Consider the following 26,804-nt stretch of genomic DNA (forward strand, 5'->3'; position numbering starts at 1 on the left):
GCTTAAGCCCTTTTCTTCCTGACCACATCTTCTGTGGATGACGATTCATTAAGCAAACGCGTAGATAATAAAATCCCGGTATGAATTTGCTGTAAATCGTCTACGCGAGATTCCTGCGTTAAACGCGTGATAGTCTGATTGTCGCTGAAACGAAACTGACAAATAAGCTGATTGGTTTCTGCCAATTTAACCATCTGAGGTAACGTTAATTCACCGAGCGTGGCTGCCATATCATCTGTGATCCCCAGACGAAACATAGCTGACGCTTTATCCTGACTAATCAGACGCTGAGCGAGTAATAAATATGACAGGTTGATGTCATAAATATGCTTCAGCAACTCGGAGGTGTGCATTTTTCCCATCCCGAATAACCAACTTTTATTTTATGCGGTGTCAACCGCACCCCGTGATGTCGCCGGGTAATACCCGGTAAAAAAGAAAAACAATCGTTAAGGCCAAATGCATCGGTGAACTTTGCGTTGCTTACGAGAGAAGTCGTTTTCGACGCGATGTCCGTTCCCTGTCACTATGTTCACTCGTCGTTCATCATTTTCTTACAAAAATCTAAGACTTTTCCTAATTCGAGCAAACTGTACTCGTCAGCCCTGGCACATACAACGTGATTATGAATGAATTTTAGAAATTATGTGATCCATATCACACTTTTTCACCAAATAACGCAAGCAAACCATCAGCGAGACTGTTCATTTGCTCAATTTATGTACGAATTACACCCTTTACTATTCCTGAACGACGAATAGCCATTCAGTGAAACACTCTTTAACCACTTCGCGCAGAGCCAACCGGCCTGCAAGCGGCACCAGCTCTGGGTTTGTGACAATTTGATGCAATCTTTGTTACCGTATAACTACTAAAATCAGTAGGTTAAGTTACCTCTTTTTTTGAGCTATCACGCTCCGTTATGATGAGGTCGATGTTAATTGATTACCTGAAGTAGTTAACATTTTCGTGCAAAGTTGTGTAAATCCTTATGAATAAATTTGCGCTTCGATTGTTAAAAGCGGATGGACTATTTCTTTCCATAAGAATAATTAATGATTTTTTATGAAATCACTCACAGTTTGCCCTTCCCTCCCTCTTGCACACGGATTTAACAGGGTGTATGACCGGATAACTCCCCTTAAGAGTAAGGGTTTAAAAGGAGGTAATGTGAGCTATCAACATGTGCTGGTGGCGGTTGCCGTCACCCCGGAGAGTCATCGGCTGGTCGCCAAAGCCGTTTCCGTCGTTAAACCCACCGGCGGGCGGATCTCGCTGCTGACGCTGGCCGCCGATCCAGAGCTTTACAACCAGCTGGCGGCACCGATGCTGGATAACCTGCGCGGGTTAATGCAGGAAGAGACGCAGCTGTTTCTGGATGAGCTGACGGCACAGGCGGGGTATCCAGTATGGAAAACCACCATCGCCAGCGGGGAGCTTAGCGAACATATTCTGGCGGCCTGCGAGGAGCATGGCGTGGATCTGGTGGTGTGCGGGAACCATAACCAGACGTTATTCAATAAAGTGACCTGCTCAGCGCGACGCGTGGTATCCGCCAGCCGGGTCGATGTGCTGCTGGTCCCCCTCTGAAAACAAAACAGGCTCACCTCCGTGAGCCTGTTTTCTGTCAGCCGTTATCTCAGGCCAGTTTCGGGAAGGTCGCCACATTTTTTTGTAGCGTACTCTCTTCGCTACGTGGCGTTACCCCCTTTAGGTCTTTGATAAACGTCCTCTGCCAGTGATCGATATCATTATCACGAATAATATCCAGCATCTCGCTGTGACGGGAGATACGTTCTGCCAGCGGCATGGTCAGCGCGCGGTGCAGCGCGTTCGCCACGTCGTCGCGATCGTAGGGGTTCACCAGCAGCGCGGAGGTGAGCTCATTGGCAGCCCCGGCAAAGCGCGACAGCACCAGCACACCCGGATTTTCAGGGTCCTGGGCGGCGACATACTCTTTGGCTACCAGGTTCATCCCGTCACGCAGCGGCGTCACCAGCCCGACGTCAGCATGACGGAACACTTTCATCAGCAGCTTGCGGTCGAAGTGCTGGTTTAAGTAGTAGAGCGGGGTCCAGCCAAGCTGGCCGTATTTACCGTTAATGCGCCCTGCTTCGGTCTCCAGCTGGTGACGAATATCCTGATAGGCCTGCACGTCGCCACGCGAGGTTGGCGCAATCTGGGTATAGCGGATCTGACCGTGGTGCTCCGGATACTTCTCCAGCAGCGCTTCAAACGCCAGGAAGCGTTCCGGCAGGCCTTTGGAGTAGTCCAGACGTTCAACCGAGAAGATATTCTTCACGCTGCCCAGCTCGTTTTTAAGCTGCGCCAGCTTGGGCGGTAGCGGGCCGGCGGCCTGTTCGGCGATTTCGTTCGGCTCGATACCGATAGGATAGACTTCGGTCTGGAACTCTTTCCCCCAGGCGGTATGGTTTTTACTGCCGCGGGTAAAGACGCGGGTCTGTAGCGCCAGGCTGTCAAGGAACGCCAGACGGTCGTTCTCGGTCTGGAAGCCCAGCAGATCGTAATCGCACAGCGCTTCAAGCAGCTCGGTGTGCGGCGGCAGCGCATTGAAGATTTCCGGGGTCGGGAACGGAATGTGCAGGAAGAAGCCGATACGATTATTGATGCCGCGTTTACGCAGCTCGCTGGCGAAGGGCAGCAGATGATAATCGTGGATCCACAGCACGTCGTCCTCTTCAATCAGCGGTTGCAGCTTATCCGCCAGCAACGCATTCACGCGCTGGTAGCCATCCCATGCATCACGCTGATAGTTCACCAGATCGAGGCGATAGTGGAATGCCGGCCACAGTACCGCGTTGGAGAACTGGTTGTAATACTGCTCATGGTCTTCTTCACTGAGATTAAATGAAGCCCAGGTAATGTTGTCTTTGCTGACTTTTTTAAGCGGGGCATCCTCATTGCCGATTTCACCGCTCCAGCCAAACCAGAGTCCACCTGTGGCTTTCAGCGCCCCCAGTATTCCTACCGCCAGCCCACCGGCGCTACTCTTTTTATCATCTGGCGGGGCAATACGATTAGATACTACGACTAAGCGACTCATAGCCTTCTCTCCTTTCGGTGATGTGCTTTTTTTCTTGTTCTTGCTGCAAGGTTAATTTTTCAAGCCAGAGATGAACCTCTCTGACGGACTGCAGACGCCACTGTGCAATGGTGTCCCCTTTCCCGACTTTAATCGTGACGCCGCCCCTCTGGTTCACAACCTCAAAACCGGCTTCATCGGTCAGGTCGTCGCCCACGAAAACAGGCTGACGTCCGGCAAAAGGCGCTTCATCCATAAATGCCGCAATGGCGGCGCCTTTGCTGATACCTTTTGGTTTGATCTCCACCACGCACTTGCCCGGTTGCAGCGCCAGCAAGGTATTGTGGCGCACGTAGGTGCGCGCAAGCTCGAGGATGCGGGTTTCGAATTCAGGAGCCTGACGGTAGTGCAGCGCAAAGGCCATGCCTTTGGATTCCAGTTCGGTGCCGGGCATTAATGCCATTTCGCGCTCAAGGTCGCGTTGCAGGGTCGCCACCAGCTCTGCTGGAAGCGTTACCAGGTGGGTATTTTCACTGATATCACGGCGCTCGGCCCCGTGCACGCCAGCCAGCGGGAAACGGAACGGTAGCGAGAGATTATCCAGCTCTTTCATCGAGCGCCCTGAGATCAGTGCCAGTGCCCCGTCGTTAAGTTCCGACAGGCGCTTGAGCATAGCGCGAACCTCAGGCGGGATAGAAACTTGATCGGGATGCGGTTTGATTTCCGCCAGGGTGCCATCCAGGTCAAAAAAGAAGGCGAGATTGCCGGTTAATAGAGGCGGTACGGGTAAATCTTCAGCCACCAGGTTCTCCTCCTTTCAGGTTGAGGGATAACCAAACGGTTACCCCGTATTATCATTAGCCATGTAAGTATAGACAGTGTCAGAGAGCTCGCTATGAGAATTATCTGTGCCGCGAGCCATGACAGTAGCGGGAAAAATATAAAAATAGCGTAAAAAAAGAGGCCAGGCGCGGAGGCCTGACCCATAACCGGAGCGAATAGATAACGCAGAAAAAAATTAAACGGTACGCTTCGCTTTCTGCTTGTAGCGGTCAAATATTACTGCTGCGAGCAGAATCAAACCGCGCACTACGTATTGCGAGAACGGAGAGATATTCAGCAGGTTCATGGCATTCTCAACCGTACCCAGAATCAGGATCCCGGCCACGACATAAGAGATTTTACCGATGCCCCCTTTCAGAGAAACCCCACCCAGCACGCAGGCCGAGATGACGATCAGTTCATAGCCGATGGAAGTCATCGGCTGTCCGCTGGTCATGCGCGACGCGAGGATAATCCCTGCGGCAGCGGACACCAGGCCTGAGAGCACGAAGATGATGATTTTGGTGCGTACCACCGGCACCCCCGCCAGCCGCGCCGCCTCTTCGTTGCCACCAATCGCCAACGTGTTGCGTCCGAAGGTGGTTTTATTTAACAGGAAACCAAAGATGATCAGGCAGCCGACGGTGAGCCAGATGGGTGCCGGCAGCCCCAGCCAGTTAGCGTAGCCGAGGGTGAAGAAGCGCTCATCTTCAATGCCCACAGCTTTACCGTCGGAGATGATGTAGGCCAGACCGCGCACGATCTGCATCGTCGCCAGGGTAGTGATCAGGGCATTGATTTTCAGCTTTGCGATGACAAAGCCGTTGACCAGACCGCTCAGTACCCCAAGCATCAGCCCGGCAAACACGCCCAGCCACAGGCTTTCCGTCAGGTTGATGGCCACCGCCGCCGTTACCCCGGCACAGGCAATCACCGAGGCCACCGACAGATCGAAATCCCCCGAGGCGAGGCAGAACAGCATGCCGCAGGCCACCATCCCCGACATCGAGATTGCAAGCCCGAGGCCTTTCATATTGACGAAGGTGGCGAAGTTAGGGACAAAAATCGCGCAGGCGAGAAACAGCACCGCGAACACCACCAGCATGCCGTACTGATCCCAGATACGGCCAAAGGTAAACGGCGACTTCGACTTCGGTGCGCCGGATGTAGTGAGTGAAGACATAACCTCTCCTGATTAAGCGACAGCCTGGCTGACTTTAGGCATAGCAAGTGAGAGCGCCTGCTGTTCGCTGGCCTCCTCGTGCAGTAACTCCCCGGCGATCTCGCCTTCGCGCATCACCAGGATGCGGTCGGCGACGCCGAGCACTTCCGGCAAATCGCTTGAGGCAAACAGCACGGCCACACCCTGCGCCGCCAGCGCATAGATAACGTTATAAATTTCGTGTTTAGCCCCGACATCAATACCGCGCGTCGGCTCATCAAGCAGGATCACCTTCATCTCTTCAGACAGCCAGCGGCCCAGAATGGCCTTCTGCTGGTTGCCGCCGGAGAGGTTCATGATCAGCTGTTCCGCATTCGGGGTTTTGATGTTGAGCGAGCGGATATGACGATCGGCATTGCTGGTTTCCCAGGCGCGGTTGATCAGACAGCCGATGCTGATGTGCTTGCGTCGGGCGCTGATATTGATGTTGTCCTGCACCGAATGCACCGGGATGATGCCGTCGGCTTTGCGATCCTCCGGACAGAGCATCATCCCGGCGCGAATGGCATCACCGGGCTGCCGAATATTGACCGGCTCACCGTCGATGAACACCTGCCCGTCGCTGATGCGCGTGCCGCCGAACAGGCCTTTCATCAGCTCGCTACGCCCTGCTCCGACCAGGCCAAACAGCCCGACGATTTCGCCCTGTCGCACAGACAGGCTCACCGGGCAGCGCACGCCTTTGGCTTTCACGTTCTCCAGCCGCAGCCGCTCCGCGCCGTGCTCCCGCGGCTGCCAGCCGTACACGTCGCCCAGATCGCGCCCTACCATCGCCTGCACCAGCGCATCGTGGTTCACCTGCGCCATGTCATCAAAGGTGCGCACGTAGCGCCCGTCTTTAAACACGGTGATGGCATCGCTGAGGGCAAAGATCTCCTCCATGCGATGGGAGACATACAGAATGACGCGTCCCTCTTTGCGCAGCTCGCGGATCACGCGGAACAGGTTGTCAATTTCCCGTGCCGACAGTGAGCTGGTGGGTTCGTCAAAGGCAATGATTTTGGCATTGCGCGCCAGCGCTTTGGCAATTTCCACCATCTGCCACTGGCCGATGGAGAGATACTTGAGCGGGGTTTCGGGATCGATATCCAGCCCGAGGTGTTTAAGCTGCAAACCGGCTTCATAGTTGAGCAGCGAGCGGTTAACCAGCCCTGCTTTGTGCGGTAGCTGGCCGAGATAGATGTTTTCCGCGACGCTCATTTCAGGCACCAGATGCAGCTCCTGATAGATAATGGCGACGCCGGCATCCAGCGCAGCGGTGGTGTCACTGAAGCTCACCTCCTCGCCGCGAATGGCGATAGTGCCGGTACTGGGGGCATAATTGCCGCTGAGAATTTTCAGCAGCGTGGATTTACCGGCACCGTTTTCGCCCATCAGGGCATGGACCTGCCCGGCGTGACAGTCGAAGCTGATATCCGAAAGCGCTTTTACACCGGGGAAGGTTTTCCCGATGCCGCGAAAGGAGAGCCAGGGTGTGGGTTGTTGCATAACGTCTCCCGCATCCAGTAAAGGAGTGGTGTTGTCAGAAAGCAAAGCGGCGCGTGGCGCCGCAACAGCCCCTCCGCAAAGGGGCGGATCACCGGCGCGTTACTTGCCGCCGAGGCCTTTCTTCGCCAGTTCCTCTTTGAAGTTATCGCGGGTGATGAGCACCACATCGGTCACTTCGGTGAATTTTGGCGGTTCAACGTCTTTGGTCACCCAGTTAAACAGCATTTCGCTGGACTTGTAGCCATGCACGTCCGGGCTTGGCAGCAGCGAGCCGTAGAAGCCGGTCGCCTGGCCTTTCGACAGTTCGCTGACCGCATCCACGCCGTTAATGCCGATCCCGATGACGTCAGCGGCTTTGAAGCCCTGCCCTTCCGTCGCGCGCACGCCGCCGAGCACGGTGTTGTCGTTCATGCCGACCACCAGCCAGTGCTTCACTTCCGGGTGCTGAACCAGCATGGAGTTAGCGGCATCAAAGGCACCGGGGATGTCATTAGATTTGGTGGGAACTTTATAGATCTGTTTTTCGGGGAAGCCAGCGGCCTTCAGCGCGTCCATTGAGCCGGAGGTGCGGCGACGGGCGGTATCGAGTTCATCAGCGGTAATTGCCATCACGGCGGTCTCTTTTACATCCCAGCCGCGCTTCTGCATCTCTTTATAGAGTTCCTGCCCCTGGCGCTCGCCAATTTTGGTGGCGGCCATCATCACCAGCGGCACGGTTTCCATCGGTTTGCCTTTTGCCGTGACAAACTGGTCGTCCACGGCGATCACTTTCATGTCGTATCCGCGGGCTTTTGCGACAATGGCGGAGCCAAGTTTCGGGTCGGGCGTACAGATAACAAAGCCTTTCACGCCGCTGGCTGCCAGGCTGTCGATGGCGTTCAGGGTTTTTTCACCGTCAGGCACGGCAATTTTTATCACTTCGAAGCCCAGATCTTTTCCGGCTTTATCAGCGAATTTCCATTCGGTCTGGAACCAGGGTTCTTCTGGCTGCTTCACCAGAAAACCGAGTTTCATGGTTTCCGCGATAGCGGATTGTGACATAACCGCAGCCAGACCTATGGCTGCCAGCGCTTTAGTGAATTTGTGCATGGTATGCTCCAGCTTGTGCTTGCTTTTGTGCAGGGTAAAAACGCACTGCGAATGATTAATCGGACCGAAAACAAGGCATTAGCGCCGCACAGGGTGGCGGCGCCGTTGCTGGAGATAGTTGTAGCGGGAAATTAAAAATCCATAGGAGAGCAACATCACACCGCTGAATTACAGTAAATGTGTACATAAATTCAGCGGATTAAGGCATAAATCAGACTATATATGTATGATGATTAAAACTGGCGTCAGCCATTATCTCCATATTCTCACTCATGGCGTCCAGTAGCTGTTGATACCACCCTCCTCACCAAACAGCGGATCGCTCCCAGGACGCGGTACCTCAGCCACGTTACGCTGCGTTTCCGTCAGTTTTTCCGGCTGGTCGAGACATTTGTCCGGCGAAAATCCCGCCGGGTAAGCCCCGACCGCCATGAAATCTTTGCTGGCGGTAATCTGCTTGTGGCCCACGCCTGCCGGGATCAACACGGCATCGCCTTTGCTGACGGCGATCACCGGCCCCGCTTCGCCACCAAACTGGATCTCTGCCGAGCCCTGATAGATCCCCAGCACTTCATGGGTGTTAGAGTGAAAGTGGGTATAGGTAAATACCGGATAACGCCAGCGCGGCGGCCAGCCGTTAGTGTCGAAACGCTGCTCAAACCAGTCAGCGATATCACCGGTTGCCGCGGCGGCAATACCGGGATACAGCATCAGAGGCAGTGCATTATTGGGCACCCCGCCGCAGGGTTCAGATAAAAGGTGCGTTGCGCATGATATCGTCATCAGGCCTCCCGAGTTAAAAATTAAAGTATAGTTTTAGCCAGAGGCTTTATTAATTAACTGCTGCTAAAATATTAACAAGCGAAGCGCTAAAGAATATATTTTCTGTTTATTACGCCGTTAATATGAGGATATATCTTTATAAATAAAAATTTTCATATCCAGTCATCCATTCGGATAAATAAGCATATATATCAGTATATTACAAAACTTAACCTTAAGAATTTACCTACTTTTAATGACAAAGCGTTGCACTCTCGCTCTTTTATTAAGATTATTCTCAAGGTAATTTTCCCCACGTATGATTAATTGAGCGCGCAGAAAAATATTTTAATTTCTGCTGCGTGTTTTTAATGAAGAGTATCTACACTTTATTTTATCACCCTTTTATGGCGCGAAATGTGCATCCGACTTATTGCCTGGTCTGATGCACCGGAAATGTGCGCCTGTCTCCTGGCATGCAAAATAAGGAAATTACGATGAGAGTCGCTGGTGTGGCACAAAAGCTTAACGCTCAGATAAATCGCGAGTTTTACTCTTCTAACCTTTACCTTCAGCTGAGCGAGTGGTGCGCAGCGCACCGCTTTAACAGTAGCGCCCTGTTTTTACGCCATCAGGCGCAGGGCAACGTGACGCAGATGATGCGCGTCTTTGATTTCATGAAGCATGCCGGCGCCATGCCGGTGGTACGCATGAGCGAAACGCCAAACAGCGCCTGCACCTCGCTGGAAGAGATCTACATCCAGACGCTGCAGGATTGTCAGCTGCGTCTGACAACCCTGTCCCGCCTGGCACATGAAGCAGAAAACGCTGACGATCTTGAAACCCTGACCTTCCTGCGCGAGCTGGAAGAGATGCAGCAGGAAGAGGGATTGCTGGTTAACACGCTGCTTGAAGAAGTGCGCAAAGCGAATGAAGCCGGTCTGGGCATGGAACAGACCGACAAATCACTGCTGCCAATCTTCACCCCTAATCTGCACTAACGTCCACGCTCGCCGGGATACCAGAGTAACCATTCCCGGCGGGCAGTCTGCGTCGGCGGCAGCGCCGCCAGCGCATCGCAATACCGCTCCGCTCCCGTCCCGTATCCCCGCACTGCCTGCAGCAGCACCCGCAGCAGCGTTTCATCATCACGATCGACACCGTCGCGCCACGGCCACAGTTCCGGTTCAAGCACAAACGGCAGCAGATAATCCAGCCCGGCCCGCAGCCGCCCTGCGTGAGTTACCGACTGCCAGCGGTCGATATCCAGCGGTTCGGCATAGCGATTAAGCCGCAGATGGGCATCAAGATTATGCAGCGCAGCGCGGAAAGGGTGATCGCCGTCCAGCGCGGCGGCCTGACGCCCGTCGCGATCGAACTGGCCCGCCAGCCGCAGGGTCAGACCATGCTGGATCACCCGCCGCGCCAGCGGGAAATCGTGACAAAACAGCAAAAAAGCGACGCGCTGCGCATCATGCGCCGTGCCGCGCCAGTCGTGCCACGCGTAACCCTCAAAGCCGATGTCGGTATGAAACATCCAGTGGCTGAAGGCCGCGAACCACTGGCGCAACGCGCCGACATCCTCGTCATCCAGCACCCCGGAGTTGGCAATCAGCCCCAGCGTATCCAGCACCATCCACAGCGGCTGCGTCTCGCTCAACCCGCTCCCCTGTCCAACCAGCTCCCCTGGAACGGCATGGCCGAAGTTAAGGTGAGGACGCATCCGGGTTTCCCGGTCGATAAACCAGCAGCGGATCTGTTCTGCGGCAGCCTGAGCGTAAACGCGCTGGCGGGTAAAATACCAGGCAGCGCCCAGCGTCAGGCAGCGGTTCGCCATGCGGGTGAGACGTGCGGCATCAAACGCGTCGCTTTCGGCGTCAGGATTGAGCATGCCCTCGCGCCGCTGCCAGCAGGGTTTGTCGCCCCGTAATAAGGAAGGCCAGGCATCGGGGGCGAGACTGTAGTAATCGTGTGCATCCACGCCGGGGGCAGCGGCCAGTTTCATCACTACGCTTTCCGGCGGCGTACGACAGATGCGATCGGCATCCACCCGCAGTTGTTCCAGCGCCGCGCTTAACGGGTGACTCCCACGGCTCAGGGCGCGTCGGGCGCGCTCCAGGCAGGAACTGTCCAGCGTGTACAGCATCATAAACCGCTCCGGTACAGCATCATTCACACCATCAATGATAAGAGGGGCTTATTGTTACGAAGTGTAAACAGGGGTGAAAGCAGCGCGGGTTAAAAATCGCGGCGCGGTCACGGAAATGCGTGGCGGATGCACTGGGTCGCGACGACTGTCGGTCGGGCTGTGGAAGGTGGTTATCAGAAAATGTTAAAATTAAGTTATTAAGTGATTGCTTTTACAGCATTTTATAAACCCGATCCCGCTCGCAAAGCAGGCTGAGAAAATTTGTCATGATGCCCGCAATAACCTTCTTTTCATTAAGGGATTGTCATGATCGTCATTGAATTTATCGTCATTATTCTCTGTCTGCTGCTGGGAACGCGCTTCGGTGGTATGGGACTGGGGCTCATCAGCGGTATTGGCCTTTTTATTCTTAGCTTTATCTTCGGCCTGGAGCCGGGCAAACCTCCGGTTGACGTGATGCTGACCATCCTGGCGGTCATCGGCTGCGCCGCCACGCTCCAGTCCGCAGGCGGATTAAACGTAATGATGCAGTTCGCCGAGCGCCTGCTGCGTCGTCATCCTCAGCACATCACCCTGCTGGCACCCTTTACCACCTGGACGCTCACCTTCCTGTGCGGGACCGGTCATGTGGTCTACACCATGTTTCCCATTATCGCGGACATCGCCCTGAAAAAAGGCATACGTCCCGAGCGGCCGATGGCGGTATCGTCCATTGCTTCCCAGATGGCGATCACTGCTTCCCCGGTTTCGGTAGCGGTGGTCTCGCTGGTGTCGATCCTGGCCGCCGGGCACGGTGTCGGCCAGGCGTGGGGGATATTACAGATTCTGGCAGTGTCGGTGCCGGCCTCGCTGACCGGGGTGCTCATCGCCGCGCTGTGGAGCCTGAGGCGCGGCAAGGAGTTAGCTGATGATGCCGTGTTCCAGGCAAAAATTGCCGATCCGCAGCAGCGGGAATACGTGTACGGCAGTACCGATACCCTACTGAGCCAACGATTTCCACGTGAGGCCTGGTGGTCCACCTGGATCTTCTTTGCCGCGATTCTGGTAGTGGTGCTGCTCGGTTCCGTTCCGGCATTGCGTCCGGCATTTGAGATCAAAGGGGCGCTTAAACCGCTGTCGATGAACCTGGTGATTCAGATGCTGATGCTGATTGCCGGGGCGCTAATTCTGATGAGTTGCAAAGTAAAACCGGCAGCCATCTCTGACAGCGCGGTGTTTAAGGCCGGGATGGTGGCGATTTTTTCGGTATTTGGCGTGGCGTGGATGAGCGATACCTTCTTTCAGGCTCACCTTGATGAGCTGAAAATGGCGCTGCAGGGGGTGGTAAGAACTCATCCCTGGACCTATGCGCTGGTGCTGTTTCTGGTGTCCAAGCTGGTGAACAGCCAGGCGGCGGCACTCACGGCGGTCGCGCCGATGGGTTTACTGCTCGGGGTAGAACCGAAGATGCTGCTGGCTTTCTTTCCCGCATCGTACGGCTATTTTATCCTGCCGACCTATCCCAGCGATCTGGCCTGCATCGGTTTTGATCGCTCGGGCACCACGCGCATCGGCAGGTTTATTCTCAACCACAGCTTCATCATACCGGGGCTGATTGGCGTGAGTAGCGCCTGCGTGGTGAGTTACCTGCTGGTGCAGATATTATTCTGACTGCCTCCCCTCGCGCCGCAACGGGGCGAGGGGAAAGCCGATCAGTGGGCTTCGTTCTGCGGGGTGAACTTCAGCTCAATCAGCGCTACCGCTTTTTGCACCGCGCGCACGGTAACCGGATCGGCCGCCGGGCTGGAGGAGAAGTCGATAGCCTCCAGCTGATTGGCCATCTTCTCACGCACTTCGACCGGTGCGATCACGTCGATGACATCGAGGATCTGTTTAATCACTAACTGACAGGCGACAACGTCAGATACCAGCTCTTCATCGGCGCTCAAAACCTGGGACATACTCTTCTCCTTATATTGCGAGCGGCAATAGTACCCGAGGGCCGAAGCCGCAACAAATTGCAGCCATAAAAAAACCTGCCGCAGCAGGTTTTTTTATCAGAACATCGCGCCTGGCGGCACATCTTTGAAAGTTTTGCAGTAGTTTTCAAACATGCTTTTCAGGATTTTGCGCAGTTTCATGATAACTCCAGTGTATGTGTGCAGATGATGTTTTGCGATGCGCTTATAATATGACCTCCATCACAAAAATCAACAGTTATGTGATACGCGTCACATAAATTGGTTAAAAAATAGCGGGCAAATGTTAAATAAATGTCTTACGAATCCGTAAGTTAGCGCGCTATACTTTCTTAAAACTTTTTTAAAATGGCGTTTCTTTTATGGCTGAACAGGATACCGAAACGGCACGACGCGGCCTTTCACCCGCCGCGTTGCTGGTGGCCGGCGCGTTTTTTATGGAGTTTCTCGACGGCACGGTCATTGCCACCGCCCTGCCCGACATGGCGAAAAGCTTTGGGGTGGATGCGGTCGATCTGAATATCGGTATCAGTGCCTATCTGATGACGCTGGCGGTGCTGATCCCCGCCAGCGGCTGGATTGCCGACCGCTTTGGCGCGCGTCAGGTGTTCACCACTGCGCTGGCGATTTTTACCCTCGCCTCGGTACTGTGCGGGCTGGCACCCAATCTTGAAACCTTTGTGGCGATGCGTGTTCTGCAGGGTGCGGGCGGGGCGTTGATGGTGCCGGTGGGTCGCCTGGCTGTGCTGCGCACCACGCCGAAAGAACATCTCATCACCGCGATTGCGACCCTGACCTGGCCGGCGTTGATTGCGCCAATAATCGGTCCGCCGCTGGGCGGGTTCATTACCAGCTACGCTGACTGGCGCTGGATCTTCTTTATTAACCTGCCGTTTGGCCTGATTGCCATGCTGCTGGCGTGGCGCATTATTCCCGAGGTGCGCGATGCGTCGCGCCGCCGCTTTGACCTGCCGGGTTTTCTTGCCACCGCGCTGGCGATGGTAAGCCTCGTCTGGGCGATGGAGCTACCGGGCGCACCGGGATTCAGCCTGCCGCTGTTCATCGGCCTGCTGGCGTTGAGCGTCGCGGCTTTTCTCTTTGCCCTGCGCCACTTCCGGCGGGCAGCCGCCCCGATGATCCGCCTCGATGCCATGCGCATCCCCACGTTCGCGGTAACCATGTACGGCGGCTCGCTGTTCCGCTGCTCTATCAGCGCCGTGCCCTTCCTGCTGCCGCTGCTGTTTCAGGTGGGGTTCGGCATGGATGCCTTTCATTCCGGCCTGCTGGTGCTGGCGGTATTCGTCGGCAATTTAGTTATCAAACCTGCTACGACGCCGCTGATCCGCCATCTGGGTTTTAAGCGCCTGCTCATTGGCAACGGAATTCTTAATGTCGTGGCGCTCGCGGCCTGCGCCTGGCTGACGCCACAGACGCCGGTCTGGCTGGTACTGCTGGTGCTCGGTCTGGGCGGCGTATTTCGCTCGGTGCAGTTTACCGGCATCAGCACGCTGGCGTTTGCCGACGTGCCCGCCGCCCAGATGAGCTATGCCAACACGCTGTTCAGCACCGCAACACAGCTGGCGATTGGGCTTGGGATTACGTTGGGGACTGCCGGCATCCGGCTTGGAGAAGCGATCGGCGACGGGCTGGGGCTGGGGCTGGAAAATATGCCCGGCATCAGCTTTCGCATTGCGTTTCTGTTTATTGCGGCGGTGAGTCTGGTGGGGCTGCTGGATACACTGCGCCTGACGCGCGATGCCGGGCAGAGCGTGTCGCGCAAAGCGGCGGGCTGAAATGCAAAAGGCCAGCATCGCTGCTGGCCTTTAATAATGCTGCGTTTACTCAGGCAAGGATTTCGCGCACGAAGGCTTCGATCTCTTTGTCCTGGTTGTTTTCAAAGAAGCACTGCTGGAAGCGCTCGCCGGACACGGCGGTTTTCACCAGCTCCGGGTCGATGGCGCGCAGCGTATCAAGATAGTTGTCTTTCACTACCGCCGCTTTCACCTGGTTGAGGATACCGGCGTTACGCACCTGCGGCTCTTTACGCTCCGGCGGATAGCCTTCGCCTTTACGGCCGGTGAAGGCTTTTTCGAAGATAAAGCGCACGTTCAGCTCAGCGCCCCAGCCGAAACCTTTGGCAAACGGCAGCGCCAGCGCGTTACCGTTGTTGATCTGGGCAAACAGGAAGGCGTCCGCCGGATCGATGCAGTAGCCGCAGTTTACGCCCGGATGAATGTTAAGAGACATCAGCGCGCCCTGACCAGTGCCACAGCCAGCTACCACGAAATCAACCGCACGCGAGTTCAGCAGAATGCTCGCCATGATGCCCAGATGGATATAGGTCAGGTGATGGTCCTGTTCGTCTTTCATCCCGACGTTGAACACCGGGAACTCTTTTTCATCGGCAACTGATTTCAGCTCGTTGAAAATGATGGCGTTTTTAGCCGCCTGGCTGTTTTCCATCATCAGTGCAATTTTCATCTGTTACTCTCCGACATAGCGTGCGGGTTTCCCCGGGGTGGATAACGTACTGTGGCTAAACCTTACTACTTAGCAAACGTTCTTTCAAATTTAGTAAAAAGCAGTTTTAAAAAGTTAAGATGTGCTCACAGTTTTGTCGCTGCGCTATGCAGGCAAAAAAAATCCTGCTGTGCACCAGGCAGAGCAGGATTTTGTCAGTGCGACGATGCGCCGCGCTGCGAATTATCAGCCGCGTGGTGAGGTCAGCGCCGCTTCAAAAGCCGGGGCCAGCACTTCCGCCGCGCGGAAGACCGAGACGATCTCGGTCAGCCGGTTCGCCTGACGCGCTAAATCTTCAGCCGAAATGACTGATTTTTGCACCAGCTGAACGTTCGCCTGAGTCACCGTGTCCAGTTCTCTCACTGCCACCCCCACCTGATTGATGCCATCACTTTGTTCACCTGTTGCATTGGCAATTCTTTCCATAATGTCGTTCACCTGGCCAATAGCGCGAAGAATGTTGTCCATTGCTTCGCCTGCTTTTTTAACCTGCTCTGAACCGGTCTGCACATTGGTTACCGATTCGCCCAACAGCGCCTCGATCTCTTTTGCCGCCTGCGCGCTGCGGCTTGCCAGACTACGAACTTCGCTTGCTACCACGGCAAATCCTCGTCCTTGTTCACCCGCCCTTGCCGCCTCTACGGCTGCATTCAGTGCCAGAATGTTGGTCTGGAAGGCGATGCTGTTAATCGTCGTTGTGATATCCACAATGCGCTGCGAGCTGCTGGAGATGGTGTCCATGGTCTCCATAACCCGGTGTACTGATTGTCCGCCTGCTTCAGCAATCTGCGTTGCGTTACGCGCCAGCGAGCTGGCATGCGTGGTGTTTTCGGCGTTGCGTTGTACCGCGCCACCAAGCTGCTCCATGCTGGCGCTGGTCTCTTCCAGCGCGGCGGCCTGCTGTCCGGCACGGCTGGAGAGATCGTTGTTCACCCCTGCCAGTTCGCCGGCGTTATGGTGCAGCGCCACGGCACTGGTACGGATGCCGGCGACGGCCCGCGCCCAGTTAGCCTGCATCTCCTGAATGTGCGGCACGATAAGCCCGACACAGTTACGTCCGAGATCCGGCAGCTGTTTTTCCAGATCCCCTTTCGCCAGCACCTGCATATGCCTGCGGATCACATCCACCGGTTTGACCAGACAAAACCAGAGATAGCGTTCGGTCAGGATGGTGATACCGATGCTGGCAAAGGCCGAGACCACCAGCAGCGTCTGGGCAATATCCACCCAGTGTTTTTGCTGTTCGGTCAGTGCCACAGACTGCTCAAGGTGATACAGAAATCCGAGCGTCACTCCTGAGACGCCAAGCCAGGCGAGCGTGGACAGGATAAGGATCAGCACCACCATGATGCGGATCTTGATATTGCGGATAAAATTCATAGATGGTTTCCTGGTGTCTACTTTGCCTCCCTGCACTCTGTGTTCTGCACCGTCTCCCTTCTTCCTTTGCAGGCCTATTCCCGCAAAAGAATGTGCCACACAGATATTTTCGGCAGGTTTAAGTAAAACTTAATAGAATCCGCAATCTATTTTAGTGTTACTTAATTCTTGATTTTTCAGGGGTGTTGAAACGCACAAAATCCTTTGTTATTCCGCCGATTGGTTGTCAACCACTCTGGCATGATGCTAAGACCTGAGAATGCTGCGAGTTTTATCATGTTGAAATATCTGGCCCCCGCGATGCTGGTTATGCTGAGCGGTTGCACTATTACGAAATCTCCCGACGTGGTTGATGTTAATCAGACCACCGGTACCGTGCGCCTCGGCTATACGCTTGCGCCGTTACAGAAAGGAAAAGTGGACAGCTACGCCGCTAACTCAACCGCGACGCGCCAGTGCCAGCAGTGGGGTTTTGCTACCGCGCTGGCTTATGGTAACCCTATCACCACTTGCAGCGTGGTCAGCGGAACACAATGCCTGGCGAAAAGCGTCGTGCTGGAATATCAGTGCCGCGGCATCGCTATCAACACCACCACGGCAGCATCACACTGGTATTAATCCAGGGGCGGGCGGCGTTTCGCCAGCCTGCCGGAAGGGAACGGCCTGATACGGGCTGATAACGCGGGTGTTACTGTGGATCTAGCATGAGCGAAAAACGCGAGCGACAGCAGCTGTACCGAAGCGAGGGGATTAAGCTCCTCTATAGCAATGCGCTGCCCGGCATTATTATCACTTTTATCGCGGCCACCATGCTGACGTTTACCTTTATTGATAACGGCCAGCGTGACGGGAAACTGCTCTGGTGGGGAACACTCTGCACCGTGCTGGTGTGGCGGCTGATCGACACCCTGCTCTGGCAGCGCTGCTCCGACAAGCGTAAACACGAACGCGGGTTCTACCTGCGTTTTACCGTCGGGTGCCTGCTTACCGCGGTGCTGTGGAGCAGCTATTTCTGCCTGTTCGAACGCCACTTCACGGTAGAAGAGTTCACCGCAACGGTGGTCATACTCTCTGCCATGGTGGGCGGTGCGGCGAATGTGCTGTCGGGCAATGTTATTCTCGCTTCACTCTATACGTTAATCGTGCTGCTTCCCTGGTCGATCATCCTGATAGAGTCCCCGCTCGACTACAAACGCAGTCTCGGCTTTCTTGGACTGTTCTTCACCGCGACCATGATCTTCTCAGCCATCCGCTCGGCGACGTACATCAAACAGGCCATAGCGCTGAAGTATAAAAACCAGCGGCTGGTGGATCGCATGGAAGACACCATCCGGGAGCGCACCCAGAAAATCTATGAGATCTCCTACAAGGACGCCCTGACCGGCCTCTCCAACCGCGTGGCGTTTCAGACCGAAGCCGAGGAGTTGATTTATCAGTATAAACGCGGTGAAATCCCCGGCTTCAGCCTGTTCTTTATCGACCTCGACGGCTTTAAGTCCATCAATGACGCCCTCGGCCACGACGTCGGCGATCGGGTGCTGCTGGCATTCAGTAATCGCCTGGCCGCCTTTCAGGATAACGGCACGCTGTTGTGCCGCTGGGGCGGAGATGAGTTTATCTATTGCACACCGCAGGTTGACCACGGCACGCTGCGTAATCTTGCCGCCCAGATGGTGAAAAGCTTCAGCCAGCCGTTCTATCTGCGTGAACAGGAGATCACCCTGAGCGCGACGATAGGTATCGCTATCTGCCCGGAGCATAGCACCAACCTGACGCGTCTCATCCAGATTGCCGACATCGCGATGTATGCCCTGAAGGGCAAGCAGCCTGAGCGGGTACTGTTTTATAACCACCAGCTGGAAGAGAACCTGCGCAGCAAAGTGCTGTTGCAGGAGGCGCTGAATAATGCCCTCGCCCGCCATGAGCTGCGTCTGGTCTTCCAGCCGATCGTTGATGCTGAAACCTTTGCCATTCGCAGTTTTGAAGCGCTACTGCGCTGGAAGCGCGGAACACAGATCATCGAACCGTCAGTGTTTATTCCCATCGCCGAGCGCAGCGGGCAGATCGTTAATATTGGCTATTGGGTACTGGAAGAGGCGTGTAAAACCCTCGCGCATGTTCCGAACGATGACACGTCAATTGCGGTTAACGTTTCGATTGTGCAGTTCCAGGATCAGCAGTTCGTGGCGAAAATAAGCCGGCTGCTGGAGACCTATCATATTAATCCCGGTCGCCTGCACATTGAGGTGACGGAATCGTTGTTTCACTCTGGCCAGAGCGATCTGACGGAAAAAATCATCTGGCTGCAGCGTAAGGGAATTAAAATATCGATTGATGATTTCGGTACCGGCTATTCCAGCCTGTCGGTCATTCAAAATTTAAATATCGACTTTGTGAAAATTGACCGTAGCTTTATTCAGAAAATTGAGGATAAAGGACTGGCCATTGTCGAGGCGGTAATGAATATGTCGCACTCGCTCAATTTCCGCATTATTGCCGAAGGCGTGGAGAGCGAGGAGCAGGCGCGCCTGCTGCAGCGCTGCGGCATTCACTACATGCAGGGCTTCCTGTTCAGCCAGCCGGTGGAGATGGTTGATGTCTTCCGGCTGGCCGGCAAAACCATTCCCCTCCCGCAGGCCTCGTAACGTCGTACTGCTGCGTATTAAATAAGAATGAATAACATTCGCTTATTTTAATTATGCGCAGCAATACGAGTTATTCCCATTCGTATTATTAATAATAAATTATTTTATTTAACCTTTTGCAAATAAATAAACTGCAAATTATAGTGTCGCGAAACAACACTATTACCTGCGGAGTTATTATGCTGAAAGCGGACATGATCGAAAAATTAAATGAACAGATGAACCTGGAATTATTCTCATCTCTGCTTTATCAGCAGATGAGCGCCTGGTGCAGCTATCACAGCTTTGAAGGTGCCGCTGCGTTCCTGCGTCGTCATGCGCAGGAAGAGATGACCCACATGCAGCGCCTGTTTGATTACCTGACCGACACCGGCAGCCTGCCGCGCATCAATGCCATCGCGTCGCCGTTTGCCGAATACGCTTCTCTGGATGCGCTGTTTACCGCCACCTACGAGCATGAGCAGCTGATCACCCGCCAGATTAATGAACTGGCTCACGCCGCGATGATCTCCCAGGATTATCCGACCTTCAATTTCCTGCAGTGGTATGTGGCTGAGCAGCACGAAGAAGAGAAGCTGTTCAAGTCGGTGCTGGATAAACTCAGCCTCGTGGGTAAGAGCGGCGAAGCGCTGTACTTTATCGACAAAGAGCTGGCGACGCTCGACGCGCAGAACTGATCCCGCAAACGTACCGTTTTACATACAGCCCGCACAGCTGGTACAGCGCCAGTCGTGCGGGTTAATGGCCCGAAAGAACCAGCGGTAGTTCGCCGTCTCCAGAGGAATGGCGTTATCGCAGAAGAAATCCGTTAGCCATTCAACGTTCTCAATAATCCACTCATCCTCTTCCAGCCCGTCGCGGTAGGTTTCGTCTTCGGGATCGATGATGGAATAGATCCCGTTAGTCGCCATATCTTTCTCGCGGCGCGGTTCAGGAAGCTCAAGCGCTCTGCCCTGCCAGCTGATGTTCCAGTGCCCATGACACAACAGGTTTCCGCTCCGACTCCACGACGCCTGAAAAGGATTCTCGCTCGTCATCTCAACCTCTTTTTATTCCTTATGAATTTTTTTTAAGGTACGCCCGATTGTTGCCGAAAAATATTGTCCTTATGAAGTAGAGGGTTGCCTGAATGTTCACGGACATTTGCCCTGGCGCAACCATCTGTAAAGATAACGAAACGCCTATGTAATGGCTGTTTGACGGCATGGCGCTTTTGCCTTACTCTGCGCCGCAGATATGGTTAGCGTGTGGTTTGATTACAGAGGAATACGTGAAGAACAGAACGTTAGGGAGTGTTTTCATCGTCGCCGGTACCACCATTGGCGCAGGAATGCTGGCAATGCCGCTGGCGGCAGCAGGCGTCGGGTTCGGTATGACGCTGCTGCTGTTAACCGGCCTGTGGGCCGTGATGTGCTACACCGCTCTGCTGCTGGTCGAAGTGTATCAGCATGAGCCGGCAGACACAGGGCTGGCAACGCTGTCGCGTCGCTATCTGGGCAGACCGGGGCAGTGGCTGGCAGGCTTCAGTATGCTGTTTTTGATGTATGCCCTTACCGCGGCCTACATCAGCGGTGCCGGCGAGCTGCTGTCAGCCAGCCTTGAGAGCGGGCTGGGGCTGCATATTCCCCCTGCGGCTGGCGTGCTGCTGTTCACTCTCATCGGCGGCGGCATTGTCTGCGTTGGTACCCACAGCGTGGATTTCTTCAACCGCATCCTGTTCAGCGCCAAAATCGTGTTGCTGATCGTTATGCTGGTATTGATGATGCCGCATGTTCACAGCGCCAACCTGATTACCATGCCGGTGGAGAAAGGACTGGTGCTGTCGGCTATCCCGGTGATTTTCACCTCGTTTGGCTTTCACGGCAGCGTCCCCAGTATCGTCAGCTATATGCAGGGCGATGTGAAAAAGCTGCGCACCATCTTTGTCACCGGCAGCGCCATCCCGCTGGTTGCTTATATCTTCTGGCAACTGGCGACCCTCGGTGCCATTCCGTCCGATACTTTTGTCGGTCTGCTGGCGGCGAAAAGCGGCCTGAACGGCCTGCTGCAGGCCGTGCGCGATGTGGTGGCGACACCGCACGTGGAGCTGGCGGTGCATCTGTTTGCCGACGTGGCGCTGGCGACGTCGTTTCTGGGGGTGACGCTGGGGCTGTTCGATTACCTGAGCGATATGTTTGCTCGTAAGCGTAATCTGAGTGGACGTCTGCAGACCGGAGCCATCACCTTCCTGCCGCCGCTGGCCTTTGCGCTGTTTTATCCGCAGGGCTTTGTTATGGCGCTGGGCTACGCGGGGGTAGCGCTGGCGGTGCTGGCACTGATCCTGCCGTCGCTGCTGGTGTGGCAGAGCCGCAAGCACCACCCGGATTCCCGCTGGCGCGTGGCTGGCGGCAAGCCGGTGCTGACGCTGATTTTTATCTGTGGTCTGGGGATTGTGCTGATACAGGCGCTGATGAGTAGCGGGATGCTGAAGCAAGTGGGATAAATCGACCGGCCTGAGGGCCGGTTTTTTTACAGGGTAAAGCGTTATTTCCCGATCGACAGGCAATAAAAAACCACCCGAAGGTGGTTTGCACGACACTGCTTATTGCTTTGATTATTCTTTATTTCCCATGGTGCCCGGAGCGAGACTTGAACTCGCACAGCGCGAACGCCGAGGGATTTTAAATCCCTTGTGTCTACCGATTCCACCATCCGGGCTCGGGAAGAAAAGTGGAGGCGCGTTCCGGAGTCGAACCGGACTAGGCGGATTTGCAATCCGCTACATAACCGCTTTGTTAACGCGCCGTAAACTTTTGGCCTTTGCAGGCGATACCAGCTGAAGGCTGATATCAAAATCTGGAGCGGGAAACGAGACTCGAACTCGCGACCCCGACCTTGGCAAGGTCGTGCTCTACCAACTGAGCTATTCCCGCATCATCAAACTTTTCACTAATTGTTTGATTTTGTTATCTTACCGCAAACTGTGCTGCCGTTCGATGCGTTGCATTCTACTTACCTGGCGCAGTGAGTCAACGATATTTTTCAGCATCCCCACTCGTTTGCTGAATTTTACGACGATGTGATCACTGATCGAGCAAATCCCCACGCGCGGCATTGAGATATTGCATCATCGACCACAGCGTCAGCACCGCAGCGACGAAGAACAGCGCGATCCCGGCGTATTCGATCCACATATTCGGACGCCACAGCATGCCAATCAGCGCCAGCATCTGAGCGGTGGTTTTCACCTTACCGATCCAGGAGACCGCGACGCTGCTGCGTTTGCCCATCTCGGCCATCCACTCGCGCAGTGCCGAGATAATGATCTCACGGGCAATCATGGTCGCGGCGGGCAGCGTCACCCACCAGCTGTGATAGTGCTCCGCCACCAGCACCATGGCGATGGCGACCATCACTTTATCCGCTACCGGATCGAGAAACGCCCCGAAGCGGGTGCTCTGGTTCCAGCGACGTGCCAGGTAACCATCAAACCAGTCGGTGATCGCCGCGAGGCAGAAAATGAAGGCACAAACAAACGGTGCCCAGACGAATGGCAGATAGAACGCCAGCACAAAAAACGGGATCATAACTACACGAAAAATCGTAAGCAGCGTTGGGATATTAAATTGCATAGTGCTGGTAACTGTCTGTCATCAGTAAAATTTACCCAGTATGTTGCTACATAGGCCCTAATGTTTCAACGAATAGAAGATCTTTTCTGCCAGCGCGTGGGAGATGCCCGGCACTTTTGCAATTTCTTCCACCGTCGCGTTTTTCAGCGGCTGTAATCCCCCCATGTACTTGAGCAGCATCTGCCGCCGTTTCGGGCCGATGCCTTCGATGGTCTCAAGCGTGCTGGTGCTTTTCACCTTCGCACGTTTTTTACGGTGCCCGGTTATCGCATGATCGTGGGATTCGTCGCGAATATGCTGGATAACGTGCAGCGCCGGCGAATCGGGCGGCAGGTTAAAGCCCTCCCCTTCTGGCTCAAAGAACAGCGTTTCCAGCCCGGCTTTACGATCGGAGCCTTTAGCAACCCCCAGCAACAGCGGATGATGCTTGTCCCAGCTCACATCCAGTTCGGCAAACACCATCTTTGCCTGGCCAAGCTGTCCCTTCCCGCCATCAATAAGAATGACGTCCGGGATTTTGCTCTCCTCAATATCCTTACCATAGCGGCGACGCAGCACCTGGTTCATGGCGGCGTAATCATCCCCGGGGGTAATGCCGGTAATATTATAGCGACGATATTCCGACCGCACCGGCCCATTCGTGTCAAATACCACGCAGGAGGCCACGGTCTGTTCACCCATGGTGTGGCTGATATCGAAACACTCCATGCGCTTCACTTCCGGCAACTCCAGCTCCTGAGCCAGGGCGGCTAAGCGCTGATGAACCGTAGACTGCTGCGACAGGCGCGTTACCAGCGCTGTGGCGGCATTAGTGCGCGCCAGCTTAAGGTAGCGCGCCCGGTCGCCGCGCGGACGCGTCTGGACGTTAATCCGGCGCCCTGCCAGTTCAGAGAGCGATTCCGCGAGCAGCGTCTGGTCGGTGAGCGCAAAGTCGAGCAGGATTTCCCCCGGCAGGGTGCGCATCTGGCTGCCCTGCAGGTAGAACTGACCGACAAAGGTTTCCACCACTTCGGCAAGATCTGTGCCGCCCGGCACTTTCGGGAAGTAGCTGCGGCTGCCGAGCACCTTGCCCTGGCGGATAAACAGCACGTGGACACAGGCCATGCCCGCATCAAATGCCACACCGATAACGTCGAGATCGTCGCCGGTGTTAGAGACGAACTGTTTCTCCGTGACGCGCCGCACGGCCTGAATCTGATCGCGGATGCGCCCCGCTTCTTCAAATTCCAGATTCTGGCTCGCCTTTTCCATACGCTCCACCAGCTGATTCAGCACCTGGTCATCCTTGCCGGCGAGGAACAGACGCACGTACTCAACCTGCTGAGCGTAATCGGCTTCGCTGACCAGCCCTTCCACGCACGGCCCAAGACAGCGCCCGATCTGATACTGCAGGCACGGACGCGAGCGGTTACGGTAGACGCTGTTTTCACACTGGCGGATCGGGAAGATTTTTTGCAGCAGCGCGAGGGTTTCGCGCACCGCATAACCGTTGGGGAACGGACCAAAATACTCCCCCTTCGCGTGTTTGGCGCCGCGATGCATAGCCAGCCGCGGGTGCGCGTCTCCGCTCAGGAAAATATAGGGGTAGGATTTGTCGTCGCGCAGCAGCACGTTGTAGCGCGGCTGATAGAGCTTGATGTAGTTATGCTCAAGCAACAGGGCTTCGGTTTCGGTATGGGTGACGGTAACGTCAATCTGGGCTATCAGCGCTACCAGCGCTTCGGTTTTACGGCTGGCCAGATTGGACCGGAAATAGCTGGCGAGGCGCTTCTTAAGATCTTTGGCCTTGCCAACATAGATGACCGTGCCAGCGGCGTCGTACATTCTGTAGACGCCAGGCTGGCTGGTGACGGTTTGTAGAAACCTTTTTGAATCGAAAACTTCACTCACTGACTTGTTAACGTCTCCGCACTACACAGGCCATGTCGAATTGCGAGGTGCGTCAGTTCAACATCGCCGTGTATGTTTAGTTTGCTGAACATCCGATAGCGATAGCTGTTTACCGTCTTCGGACTCAGATTAAGCTGCTCAGAGATCTCATTGACCTTCTGACCTTTGGTAATCATGAGCATAATCTGCAATTCGCGTTCAGACAAACTGGCAAACGGCGATTGGGTCTTTTCTGGCTCGATCTGGCTTAACGCCATCTGCTGAGCGATATCGGAAGCGATATAGCGCTGGCCTGAATGCACACAGCGAATCGCATTCACCACGTCCTGCGGCGCGGCACCTTTACTCAGGTAGCCAGCCGCACCCGCCTGCATGACTTTCGCCGGCAGAGGGTTTTCCGTGTGAACCGTTAACATAATGACTTTGATGTCTGAAGATGAGCGGGCAATTTTGCGGGTGGCTTCAAGGCCCCCTATGCCTGGCATGTTCATATCCATGAGCACAACGTCAACCGGGTTTGTTCTGCACCATTTAACGGCATCTTCACCGCAGCAGGCTTCACCGGAAACTTTTATGCCTTTTATATCTTCAAGAATGCGTCGTATCCCTGCGCGCACCAGTTCATGGTCATCAACAAGAAGAACGTTGATCAAAGGAACAATCTCCTGAAAGGGGATAACGCGGCTGAAATTAAATTTGCCATATATTAGCGGGTTTTAAGCTAACTTTAAAATGTAGAGCGCCGGTTTTTGCGCTCATTTTTGGAAATCAGATTTTACATCGAACAGAAACAACCGGTTAGCATAGCCAGCCAGAGAGGGTAAGCCGGGCGTTAATTGCTCTGACTTAACATTGATGCCCCGCCCGGTTGCAACTCAACCTGAGGCACCCTAACGCAAACCACTATTTAACGCCTTTTAAACTTTATAGATAGCGTTATTTTTCAACGCCGATAAAAAACGCCATTGCGCTGTGCTTTTCACGCCATCAATGAAAAAATGCGTCTTTTCGTTAAAACCTGTGCGCCCGTTAATTGATTTTTTCCGCGCTGTGTTATACTCCGCCGCCTTCAGTTTTCATCAGCCGCTGTCGTTGCGCGCTGCACACGTAAAGAGGAATATAAATGAGCACTCCCGACTTTTTCACTGCGGAAAATAACCAGAACCTGGCCGTTGAAGTCGCCTGCCTCAAAACCCTGCTTACCCTGATGCTTCAGGCGATGGGCCAGGCGGATGCCGGTCGCGTGATCCTTAAGCTTGAAAAGCAAATTGCGCAGATGGAAGACGCCTCGCAGGCAGCGGTATTTGCCAATACCGTTCAGCAGATTAAACAGGCATATCGCCAGTAATACCGTGCCGGCTGAACGTTAGCGCATCAGCCGGCCTTCATTCCTTTCCTGCCGTAACGCTAAATAATCCCTGTCGCTGCCGCATAACACGCAATTTGCGTTTTATTGGGCGCGTTGAATTTTTTCTGCATATTCTTCTGGTGGAAATTAACCGTATTTTCTGAAATGGAAAGGATCATTGCTATTTCCGCCGAGGTCTTGCCCTCTCCCGTCCACTGCAATATTTCCCGCTCGCGCTTACTTAATTTCATCTCCAGCGGCAGCATCGCCGGGTCGCCCAGCCGCAGCAGGGTAAACATACTTAATTCGCCGAGCAACTGAAGCCTCACCGCCAGCTCGTCCATATTGGGCACTTGTCCTCGCGTACTGGTACGTGAGACTGACAGAAATGACGTGATGCGCTCCGGGCTTATTACGCACTGGGTGAAACCCTGGCGCAGACCATGGTCGCGCGCCGCATCCCAGAATGTCAGGGTATCCGGGGTAAATAACGCCCCCTCCCACACCACGTGGCCGCGTTCATAATTATGCGGTTTAAGTACCGGATCGATGAGGAAATAGTTTTCTGCGGTGTACTGCTGCCACCACGCCTTTGGGTAGGTGGTTTCCACCGTTATTTTGGGGCGCGTAAAAGGAACAGGATGTCGGACACAAAACGAGTAGTAATCAAATTCCAGCTGCTGCGTCTGCTGTTGTAATAGCGCGTATACTTCACTGGCATCCTGAATATGTTGAAATCTGGTCAGCATCTCCCGCCGCCAGCTAAAAAAGTCACAATCCCTCATTGTTTATAGTAATTCTCCGCGTTCGTTTTATTTGTGTTGCTGATATATCAAAATACCACATTCCGGTGGTCAATTAATTAATAACTATCGGC

The 26,804-nt window shown here is 54.6% G+C and carries 26 protein-coding genes and 3 tRNA genes; 9 read left to right on the top strand and 20 right to left on the bottom strand.

From position 1 onward, the window contains the following. Positions 1 to 2: 2 nt before the first annotated feature. Positions 3 to 353 (bottom strand): flagellar transcriptional regulator FlhD, encoded by a 351-nt coding sequence (gene flhD / locus KFZ77_RS11925; RefSeq protein ID WP_264384313.1) that lies wholly within the window; start codon positions 351 to 353, stop codon positions 3 to 5. A gap of 817 nt (positions 354 to 1,170) precedes the next feature. On the opposite strand from flhD, the gene uspC reads away from it, so the two are divergent. Continuing rightward, the gene (gene uspC / locus KFZ77_RS11930) at positions 1,171 to 1,590 is read left to right on the top strand and encodes a universal stress protein UspC (protein ID WP_264384314.1); all 420 of its coding nucleotides are present in this window, start codon (positions 1,171 to 1,173) and stop codon (positions 1,588 to 1,590) included. Between the two features lie 49 nt (positions 1,591 to 1,639). On the opposite strand, the gene otsA is transcribed toward uspC, so the two are convergent. From otsA to KFZ77_RS11960, 6 genes are all read right to left on the bottom strand, one after another. Then, complete coding sequence (gene otsA, locus KFZ77_RS11935) at positions 1,640 to 3,064, bottom strand: alpha,alpha-trehalose-phosphate synthase (protein WP_264384315.1); 1,425 nt, start codon at positions 3,062 to 3,064, stop codon at positions 1,640 to 1,642. Then, positions 3,039 to 3,845 (bottom strand): trehalose-phosphatase, encoded by an 807-nt coding sequence (gene otsB / locus KFZ77_RS11940; RefSeq protein ID WP_264384316.1) that lies wholly within the window; start codon positions 3,843 to 3,845, stop codon positions 3,039 to 3,041. Before otsB ends, otsA begins: the two co-directional genes overlap by 26 nt. Positions 3,846 to 4,061: 216 nt before the next feature. Continuing rightward, on the bottom strand, positions 4,062 to 5,048 hold the full coding sequence (araH, locus tag KFZ77_RS11945) for an L-arabinose ABC transporter permease AraH (RefSeq protein WP_264384317.1): 987 nt from the start codon (positions 5,046 to 5,048) through the stop codon (positions 4,062 to 4,064). A gap of 12 nt (positions 5,049 to 5,060) precedes the next feature. Beyond that, positions 5,061 to 6,575 carry an L-arabinose ABC transporter ATP-binding protein AraG gene (gene araG / locus KFZ77_RS11950; RefSeq protein WP_031521133.1) on the bottom strand — a complete coding sequence of 505 codons (1,515 nt, stop codon included), beginning with the start codon at positions 6,573 to 6,575 and terminating at the stop codon, positions 5,061 to 5,063. Positions 6,576 to 6,674: 99 nt separating this feature from the next. After that, positions 6,675 to 7,664 carry an arabinose ABC transporter substrate-binding protein AraF gene (gene araF / locus KFZ77_RS11955; RefSeq protein WP_264384318.1) on the bottom strand — a complete coding sequence of 330 codons (990 nt, stop codon included), beginning with the start codon at positions 7,662 to 7,664 and terminating at the stop codon, positions 6,675 to 6,677. 270 nt (positions 7,665 to 7,934) lie between these two features. Further along, a complete protein-coding gene (locus KFZ77_RS11960) occupies positions 7,935 to 8,447 on the bottom strand; it encodes a cupin domain-containing protein (RefSeq protein WP_031521130.1) in 513 nt (170 codons plus the stop codon). A 476-nt stretch (positions 8,448 to 8,923) separates the two neighbouring features. Between KFZ77_RS11960 and KFZ77_RS11965 the strand changes: the two genes are divergently transcribed. After that, the gene (locus tag KFZ77_RS11965) at positions 8,924 to 9,427 is read left to right on the top strand and encodes a non-heme ferritin-like protein (protein ID WP_264384319.1); all 504 of its coding nucleotides are present in this window, start codon (positions 8,924 to 8,926) and stop codon (positions 9,425 to 9,427) included. Here KFZ77_RS11965 and KFZ77_RS11970 read toward each other — a convergent pair. Next, complete coding sequence (locus tag KFZ77_RS11970) at positions 9,424 to 10,575, bottom strand: alginate lyase family protein (RefSeq protein ID WP_264384320.1); 1,152 nt, start codon at positions 10,573 to 10,575, stop codon at positions 9,424 to 9,426. The genes KFZ77_RS11965 and KFZ77_RS11970 overlap by 4 nt on opposite strands. Positions 10,576 to 10,881: 306 nt before the next feature. Between KFZ77_RS11970 and KFZ77_RS11975 the strand changes: the two genes are divergently transcribed. Next, positions 10,882 to 12,225 carry an anaerobic C4-dicarboxylate transporter gene (locus KFZ77_RS11975; RefSeq protein ID WP_264384321.1) on the top strand — a complete coding sequence of 448 codons (1,344 nt, stop codon included), beginning with the start codon at positions 10,882 to 10,884 and terminating at the stop codon, positions 12,223 to 12,225. A 41-nt stretch (positions 12,226 to 12,266) separates the two neighbouring features. Here KFZ77_RS11975 and KFZ77_RS11980 read toward each other — a convergent pair whose 3' ends face one another. Together KFZ77_RS11980 and azuC are read right to left on the bottom strand one after the other, a co-directional pair. After that, positions 12,267 to 12,515, bottom strand: a complete 249-nt coding sequence (locus KFZ77_RS11980) for a DUF2766 domain-containing protein (protein ID WP_264384322.1) — start codon at positions 12,513 to 12,515, stop codon at positions 12,267 to 12,269. A 96-nt stretch (positions 12,516 to 12,611) separates the two neighbouring features. Next, complete coding sequence (gene azuC, locus KFZ77_RS11985; protein ID WP_014229869.1) at positions 12,612 to 12,695, bottom strand: stress response protein AzuC; 84 nt, start codon at positions 12,693 to 12,695, stop codon at positions 12,612 to 12,614. A 200-nt stretch (positions 12,696 to 12,895) separates the two neighbouring features. Here azuC and KFZ77_RS11990 point away from each other — a divergent pair, with 200 nt between their 5' ends. Next, positions 12,896 to 14,326 carry an MFS transporter gene (locus tag KFZ77_RS11990; protein ID WP_264384323.1) on the top strand — a complete coding sequence of 477 codons (1,431 nt, stop codon included), beginning with the start codon at positions 12,896 to 12,898 and terminating at the stop codon, positions 14,324 to 14,326. Positions 14,327 to 14,375: 49 nt separating this feature from the next. On the opposite strand, the gene KFZ77_RS11995 is transcribed toward KFZ77_RS11990, so the two are convergent. Beyond that, on the bottom strand, positions 14,376 to 15,014 hold the full coding sequence (locus tag KFZ77_RS11995; protein WP_264384324.1) for an RpiB/LacA/LacB family sugar-phosphate isomerase: 639 nt from the start codon (positions 15,012 to 15,014) through the stop codon (positions 14,376 to 14,378). Positions 15,015 to 15,239: 225 nt separating this feature from the next. After that, entirely contained in the window at positions 15,240 to 16,433 is a 1,194-nt protein-coding gene (locus tag KFZ77_RS12000) for a methyl-accepting chemotaxis protein (RefSeq protein WP_264384325.1), read from the bottom strand. Positions 16,434 to 16,709: 276 nt separating this feature from the next. Between KFZ77_RS12000 and yecR the strand changes: the two genes are divergently transcribed. From yecR to ftnA, 3 genes are all read left to right on the top strand, one after another. Continuing rightward, entirely contained in the window at positions 16,710 to 17,051 is a 342-nt protein-coding gene (gene yecR, locus KFZ77_RS12005; RefSeq protein WP_031521116.1) for a YecR family lipoprotein, read from the top strand. An 86-nt stretch (positions 17,052 to 17,137) separates the two neighbouring features. Then, positions 17,138 to 19,078 (top strand): putative bifunctional diguanylate cyclase/phosphodiesterase, encoded by a 1,941-nt coding sequence (locus tag KFZ77_RS12010; protein ID WP_051640500.1) that lies wholly within the window; start codon positions 17,138 to 17,140, stop codon positions 19,076 to 19,078. A 179-nt stretch (positions 19,079 to 19,257) separates the two neighbouring features. Beyond that, positions 19,258 to 19,755, top strand: coding sequence for a non-heme ferritin (gene ftnA / locus KFZ77_RS12015; protein ID WP_031521113.1), 498 nt, complete (start codon positions 19,258 to 19,260; stop codon positions 19,753 to 19,755). Positions 19,756 to 19,773: 18 nt separating this feature from the next. Here the strand turns inward: ftnA and KFZ77_RS12020 are convergent, their stop codons facing one another. Continuing rightward, entirely contained in the window at positions 19,774 to 20,115 is a 342-nt protein-coding gene (locus KFZ77_RS12020; RefSeq protein ID WP_264384326.1) for a hypothetical protein, read from the bottom strand. Between the two features lie 233 nt (positions 20,116 to 20,348). On the opposite strand from KFZ77_RS12020, the gene tyrP reads away from it, so the two are divergent. Further along, positions 20,349 to 21,560 (top strand): tyrosine transporter TyrP, encoded by a 1,212-nt coding sequence (tyrP, locus tag KFZ77_RS12025; protein ID WP_264384327.1) that lies wholly within the window; start codon positions 20,349 to 20,351, stop codon positions 21,558 to 21,560. A gap of 128 nt (positions 21,561 to 21,688) precedes the next feature. Here tyrP and KFZ77_RS12030 read toward each other — a convergent pair. From KFZ77_RS12030 to uvrY, 6 genes are all read right to left on the bottom strand, one after another. Continuing rightward, a tRNA-Leu gene (locus KFZ77_RS12030) sits at positions 21,689 to 21,775 on the bottom strand. A 13-nt stretch (positions 21,776 to 21,788) separates the two neighbouring features. Continuing rightward, positions 21,789 to 21,862: transfer RNA gene (locus KFZ77_RS12035), tRNA-Cys, on the bottom strand. 52 nt (positions 21,863 to 21,914) lie between these two features. Further along, positions 21,915 to 21,990 (bottom strand) — tRNA-Gly (locus tag KFZ77_RS12040). 150 nt (positions 21,991 to 22,140) lie between these two features. Beyond that, positions 22,141 to 22,689: a CDP-diacylglycerol--glycerol-3-phosphate 3-phosphatidyltransferase gene (gene pgsA / locus KFZ77_RS12045; protein WP_031521108.1), complete on the bottom strand. Its 549-nt coding sequence runs from the start codon at positions 22,687 to 22,689 to the stop codon at positions 22,141 to 22,143. A 57-nt stretch (positions 22,690 to 22,746) separates the two neighbouring features. Beyond that, positions 22,747 to 24,579: an excinuclease ABC subunit UvrC gene (gene uvrC, locus KFZ77_RS12050; protein ID WP_031521106.1), complete on the bottom strand. Its 1,833-nt coding sequence runs from the start codon at positions 24,577 to 24,579 to the stop codon at positions 22,747 to 22,749. Further along, positions 24,576 to 25,232 carry a UvrY/SirA/GacA family response regulator transcription factor gene (uvrY, locus tag KFZ77_RS12055; protein ID WP_031521105.1) on the bottom strand — a complete coding sequence of 219 codons (657 nt, stop codon included), beginning with the start codon at positions 25,230 to 25,232 and terminating at the stop codon, positions 24,576 to 24,578. The genes uvrC and uvrY overlap by 4 nt, the downstream gene beginning before the upstream one ends. Positions 25,233 to 25,702: 470 nt before the next feature. On the opposite strand from uvrY, the gene KFZ77_RS12060 reads away from it, so the two are divergent. After that, complete coding sequence (locus KFZ77_RS12060; protein ID WP_264384328.1) at positions 25,703 to 25,927, top strand: DUF2594 family protein; 225 nt, start codon at positions 25,703 to 25,705, stop codon at positions 25,925 to 25,927. 59 nt (positions 25,928 to 25,986) lie between these two features. On the opposite strand, the gene sdiA is transcribed toward KFZ77_RS12060, so the two are convergent. After that, the gene (gene sdiA, locus KFZ77_RS12065) at positions 25,987 to 26,712 is read right to left on the bottom strand and encodes a transcriptional regulator SdiA (protein WP_264384329.1); all 726 of its coding nucleotides are present in this window, start codon (positions 26,710 to 26,712) and stop codon (positions 25,987 to 25,989) included. Positions 26,713 to 26,804: the final 92 nt, after the last annotated feature.

This window comes from Siccibacter colletis, assembly GCF_025914095.1.
Taxonomy (GTDB): Bacteria; Pseudomonadota; Gammaproteobacteria; order Enterobacterales; family Enterobacteriaceae; genus Siccibacter; species Siccibacter colletis.

Excerpts from the sequence above, each read along its gene's own strand:
- flhD (WP_264384313.1), bottom strand. The coding sequence starts at position 353 with ATGCACACCTCCGAGTTGCTGAAGCATATTTATGACATCAACCTGTCA.
- otsA (WP_264384315.1), bottom strand. The coding sequence starts at position 3,064 with ATGAGTCGCTTAGTCGTAGTATCTAATCGTATTGCCCCGCCAGATGAT.
- araH (WP_264384317.1), bottom strand. The coding sequence starts at position 5,048 with ATGTCTTCACTCACTACATCCGGCGCACCGAAGTCGAAGTCGCCGTTT.
- araG (WP_031521133.1), bottom strand. The coding sequence starts at position 6,575 with ATGCAACAACCCACACCCTGGCTCTCCTTTCGCGGCATCGGGAAAACC.
- araF (WP_264384318.1), bottom strand. The coding sequence starts at position 7,664 with ATGCACAAATTCACTAAAGCGCTGGCAGCCATAGGTCTGGCTGCGGTT.
- KFZ77_RS11960 (WP_031521130.1), bottom strand. The coding sequence starts at position 8,447 with ATGACGATATCATGCGCAACGCACCTTTTATCTGAACCCTGCGGCGGG.
- KFZ77_RS11965 (WP_264384319.1), top strand. The coding sequence starts at position 8,924 with ATGAGAGTCGCTGGTGTGGCACAAAAGCTTAACGCTCAGATAAATCGC.
- KFZ77_RS11970 (WP_264384320.1), bottom strand. The coding sequence starts at position 10,575 with ATGATGCTGTACACGCTGGACAGTTCCTGCCTGGAGCGCGCCCGACGC.
- KFZ77_RS11975 (WP_264384321.1), top strand. The coding sequence starts at position 10,882 with ATGATCGTCATTGAATTTATCGTCATTATTCTCTGTCTGCTGCTGGGA.
- KFZ77_RS11980 (WP_264384322.1), bottom strand. The coding sequence starts at position 12,515 with ATGTCCCAGGTTTTGAGCGCCGATGAAGAGCTGGTATCTGACGTTGTC.
- azuC (WP_014229869.1), bottom strand. The coding sequence starts at position 12,695 with ATGAAACTGCGCAAAATCCTGAAAAGCATGTTTGAAAACTACTGCAAA.
- KFZ77_RS11990 (WP_264384323.1), top strand. The coding sequence starts at position 12,896 with ATGGCTGAACAGGATACCGAAACGGCACGACGCGGCCTTTCACCCGCC.
- KFZ77_RS11995 (WP_264384324.1), bottom strand. The coding sequence starts at position 15,014 with ATGAAAATTGCACTGATGATGGAAAACAGCCAGGCGGCTAAAAACGCC.
- KFZ77_RS12000 (WP_264384325.1), bottom strand. The coding sequence starts at position 16,433 with ATGAATTTTATCCGCAATATCAAGATCCGCATCATGGTGGTGCTGATC.
- yecR (WP_031521116.1), top strand. The coding sequence starts at position 16,710 with ATGTTGAAATATCTGGCCCCCGCGATGCTGGTTATGCTGAGCGGTTGC.
- KFZ77_RS12010 (WP_051640500.1), top strand. The coding sequence starts at position 17,138 with ATGAGCGAAAAACGCGAGCGACAGCAGCTGTACCGAAGCGAGGGGATT.
- ftnA (WP_031521113.1), top strand. The coding sequence starts at position 19,258 with ATGCTGAAAGCGGACATGATCGAAAAATTAAATGAACAGATGAACCTG.
- KFZ77_RS12020 (WP_264384326.1), bottom strand. The coding sequence starts at position 20,115 with ATGACGAGCGAGAATCCTTTTCAGGCGTCGTGGAGTCGGAGCGGAAAC.
- pgsA (WP_031521108.1), bottom strand. The coding sequence starts at position 22,689 with ATGCAATTTAATATCCCAACGCTGCTTACGATTTTTCGTGTAGTTATG.
- KFZ77_RS12060 (WP_264384328.1), top strand. The coding sequence starts at position 25,703 with ATGAGCACTCCCGACTTTTTCACTGCGGAAAATAACCAGAACCTGGCC.
- sdiA (WP_264384329.1), bottom strand. The coding sequence starts at position 26,712 with ATGAGGGATTGTGACTTTTTTAGCTGGCGGCGGGAGATGCTGACCAGA.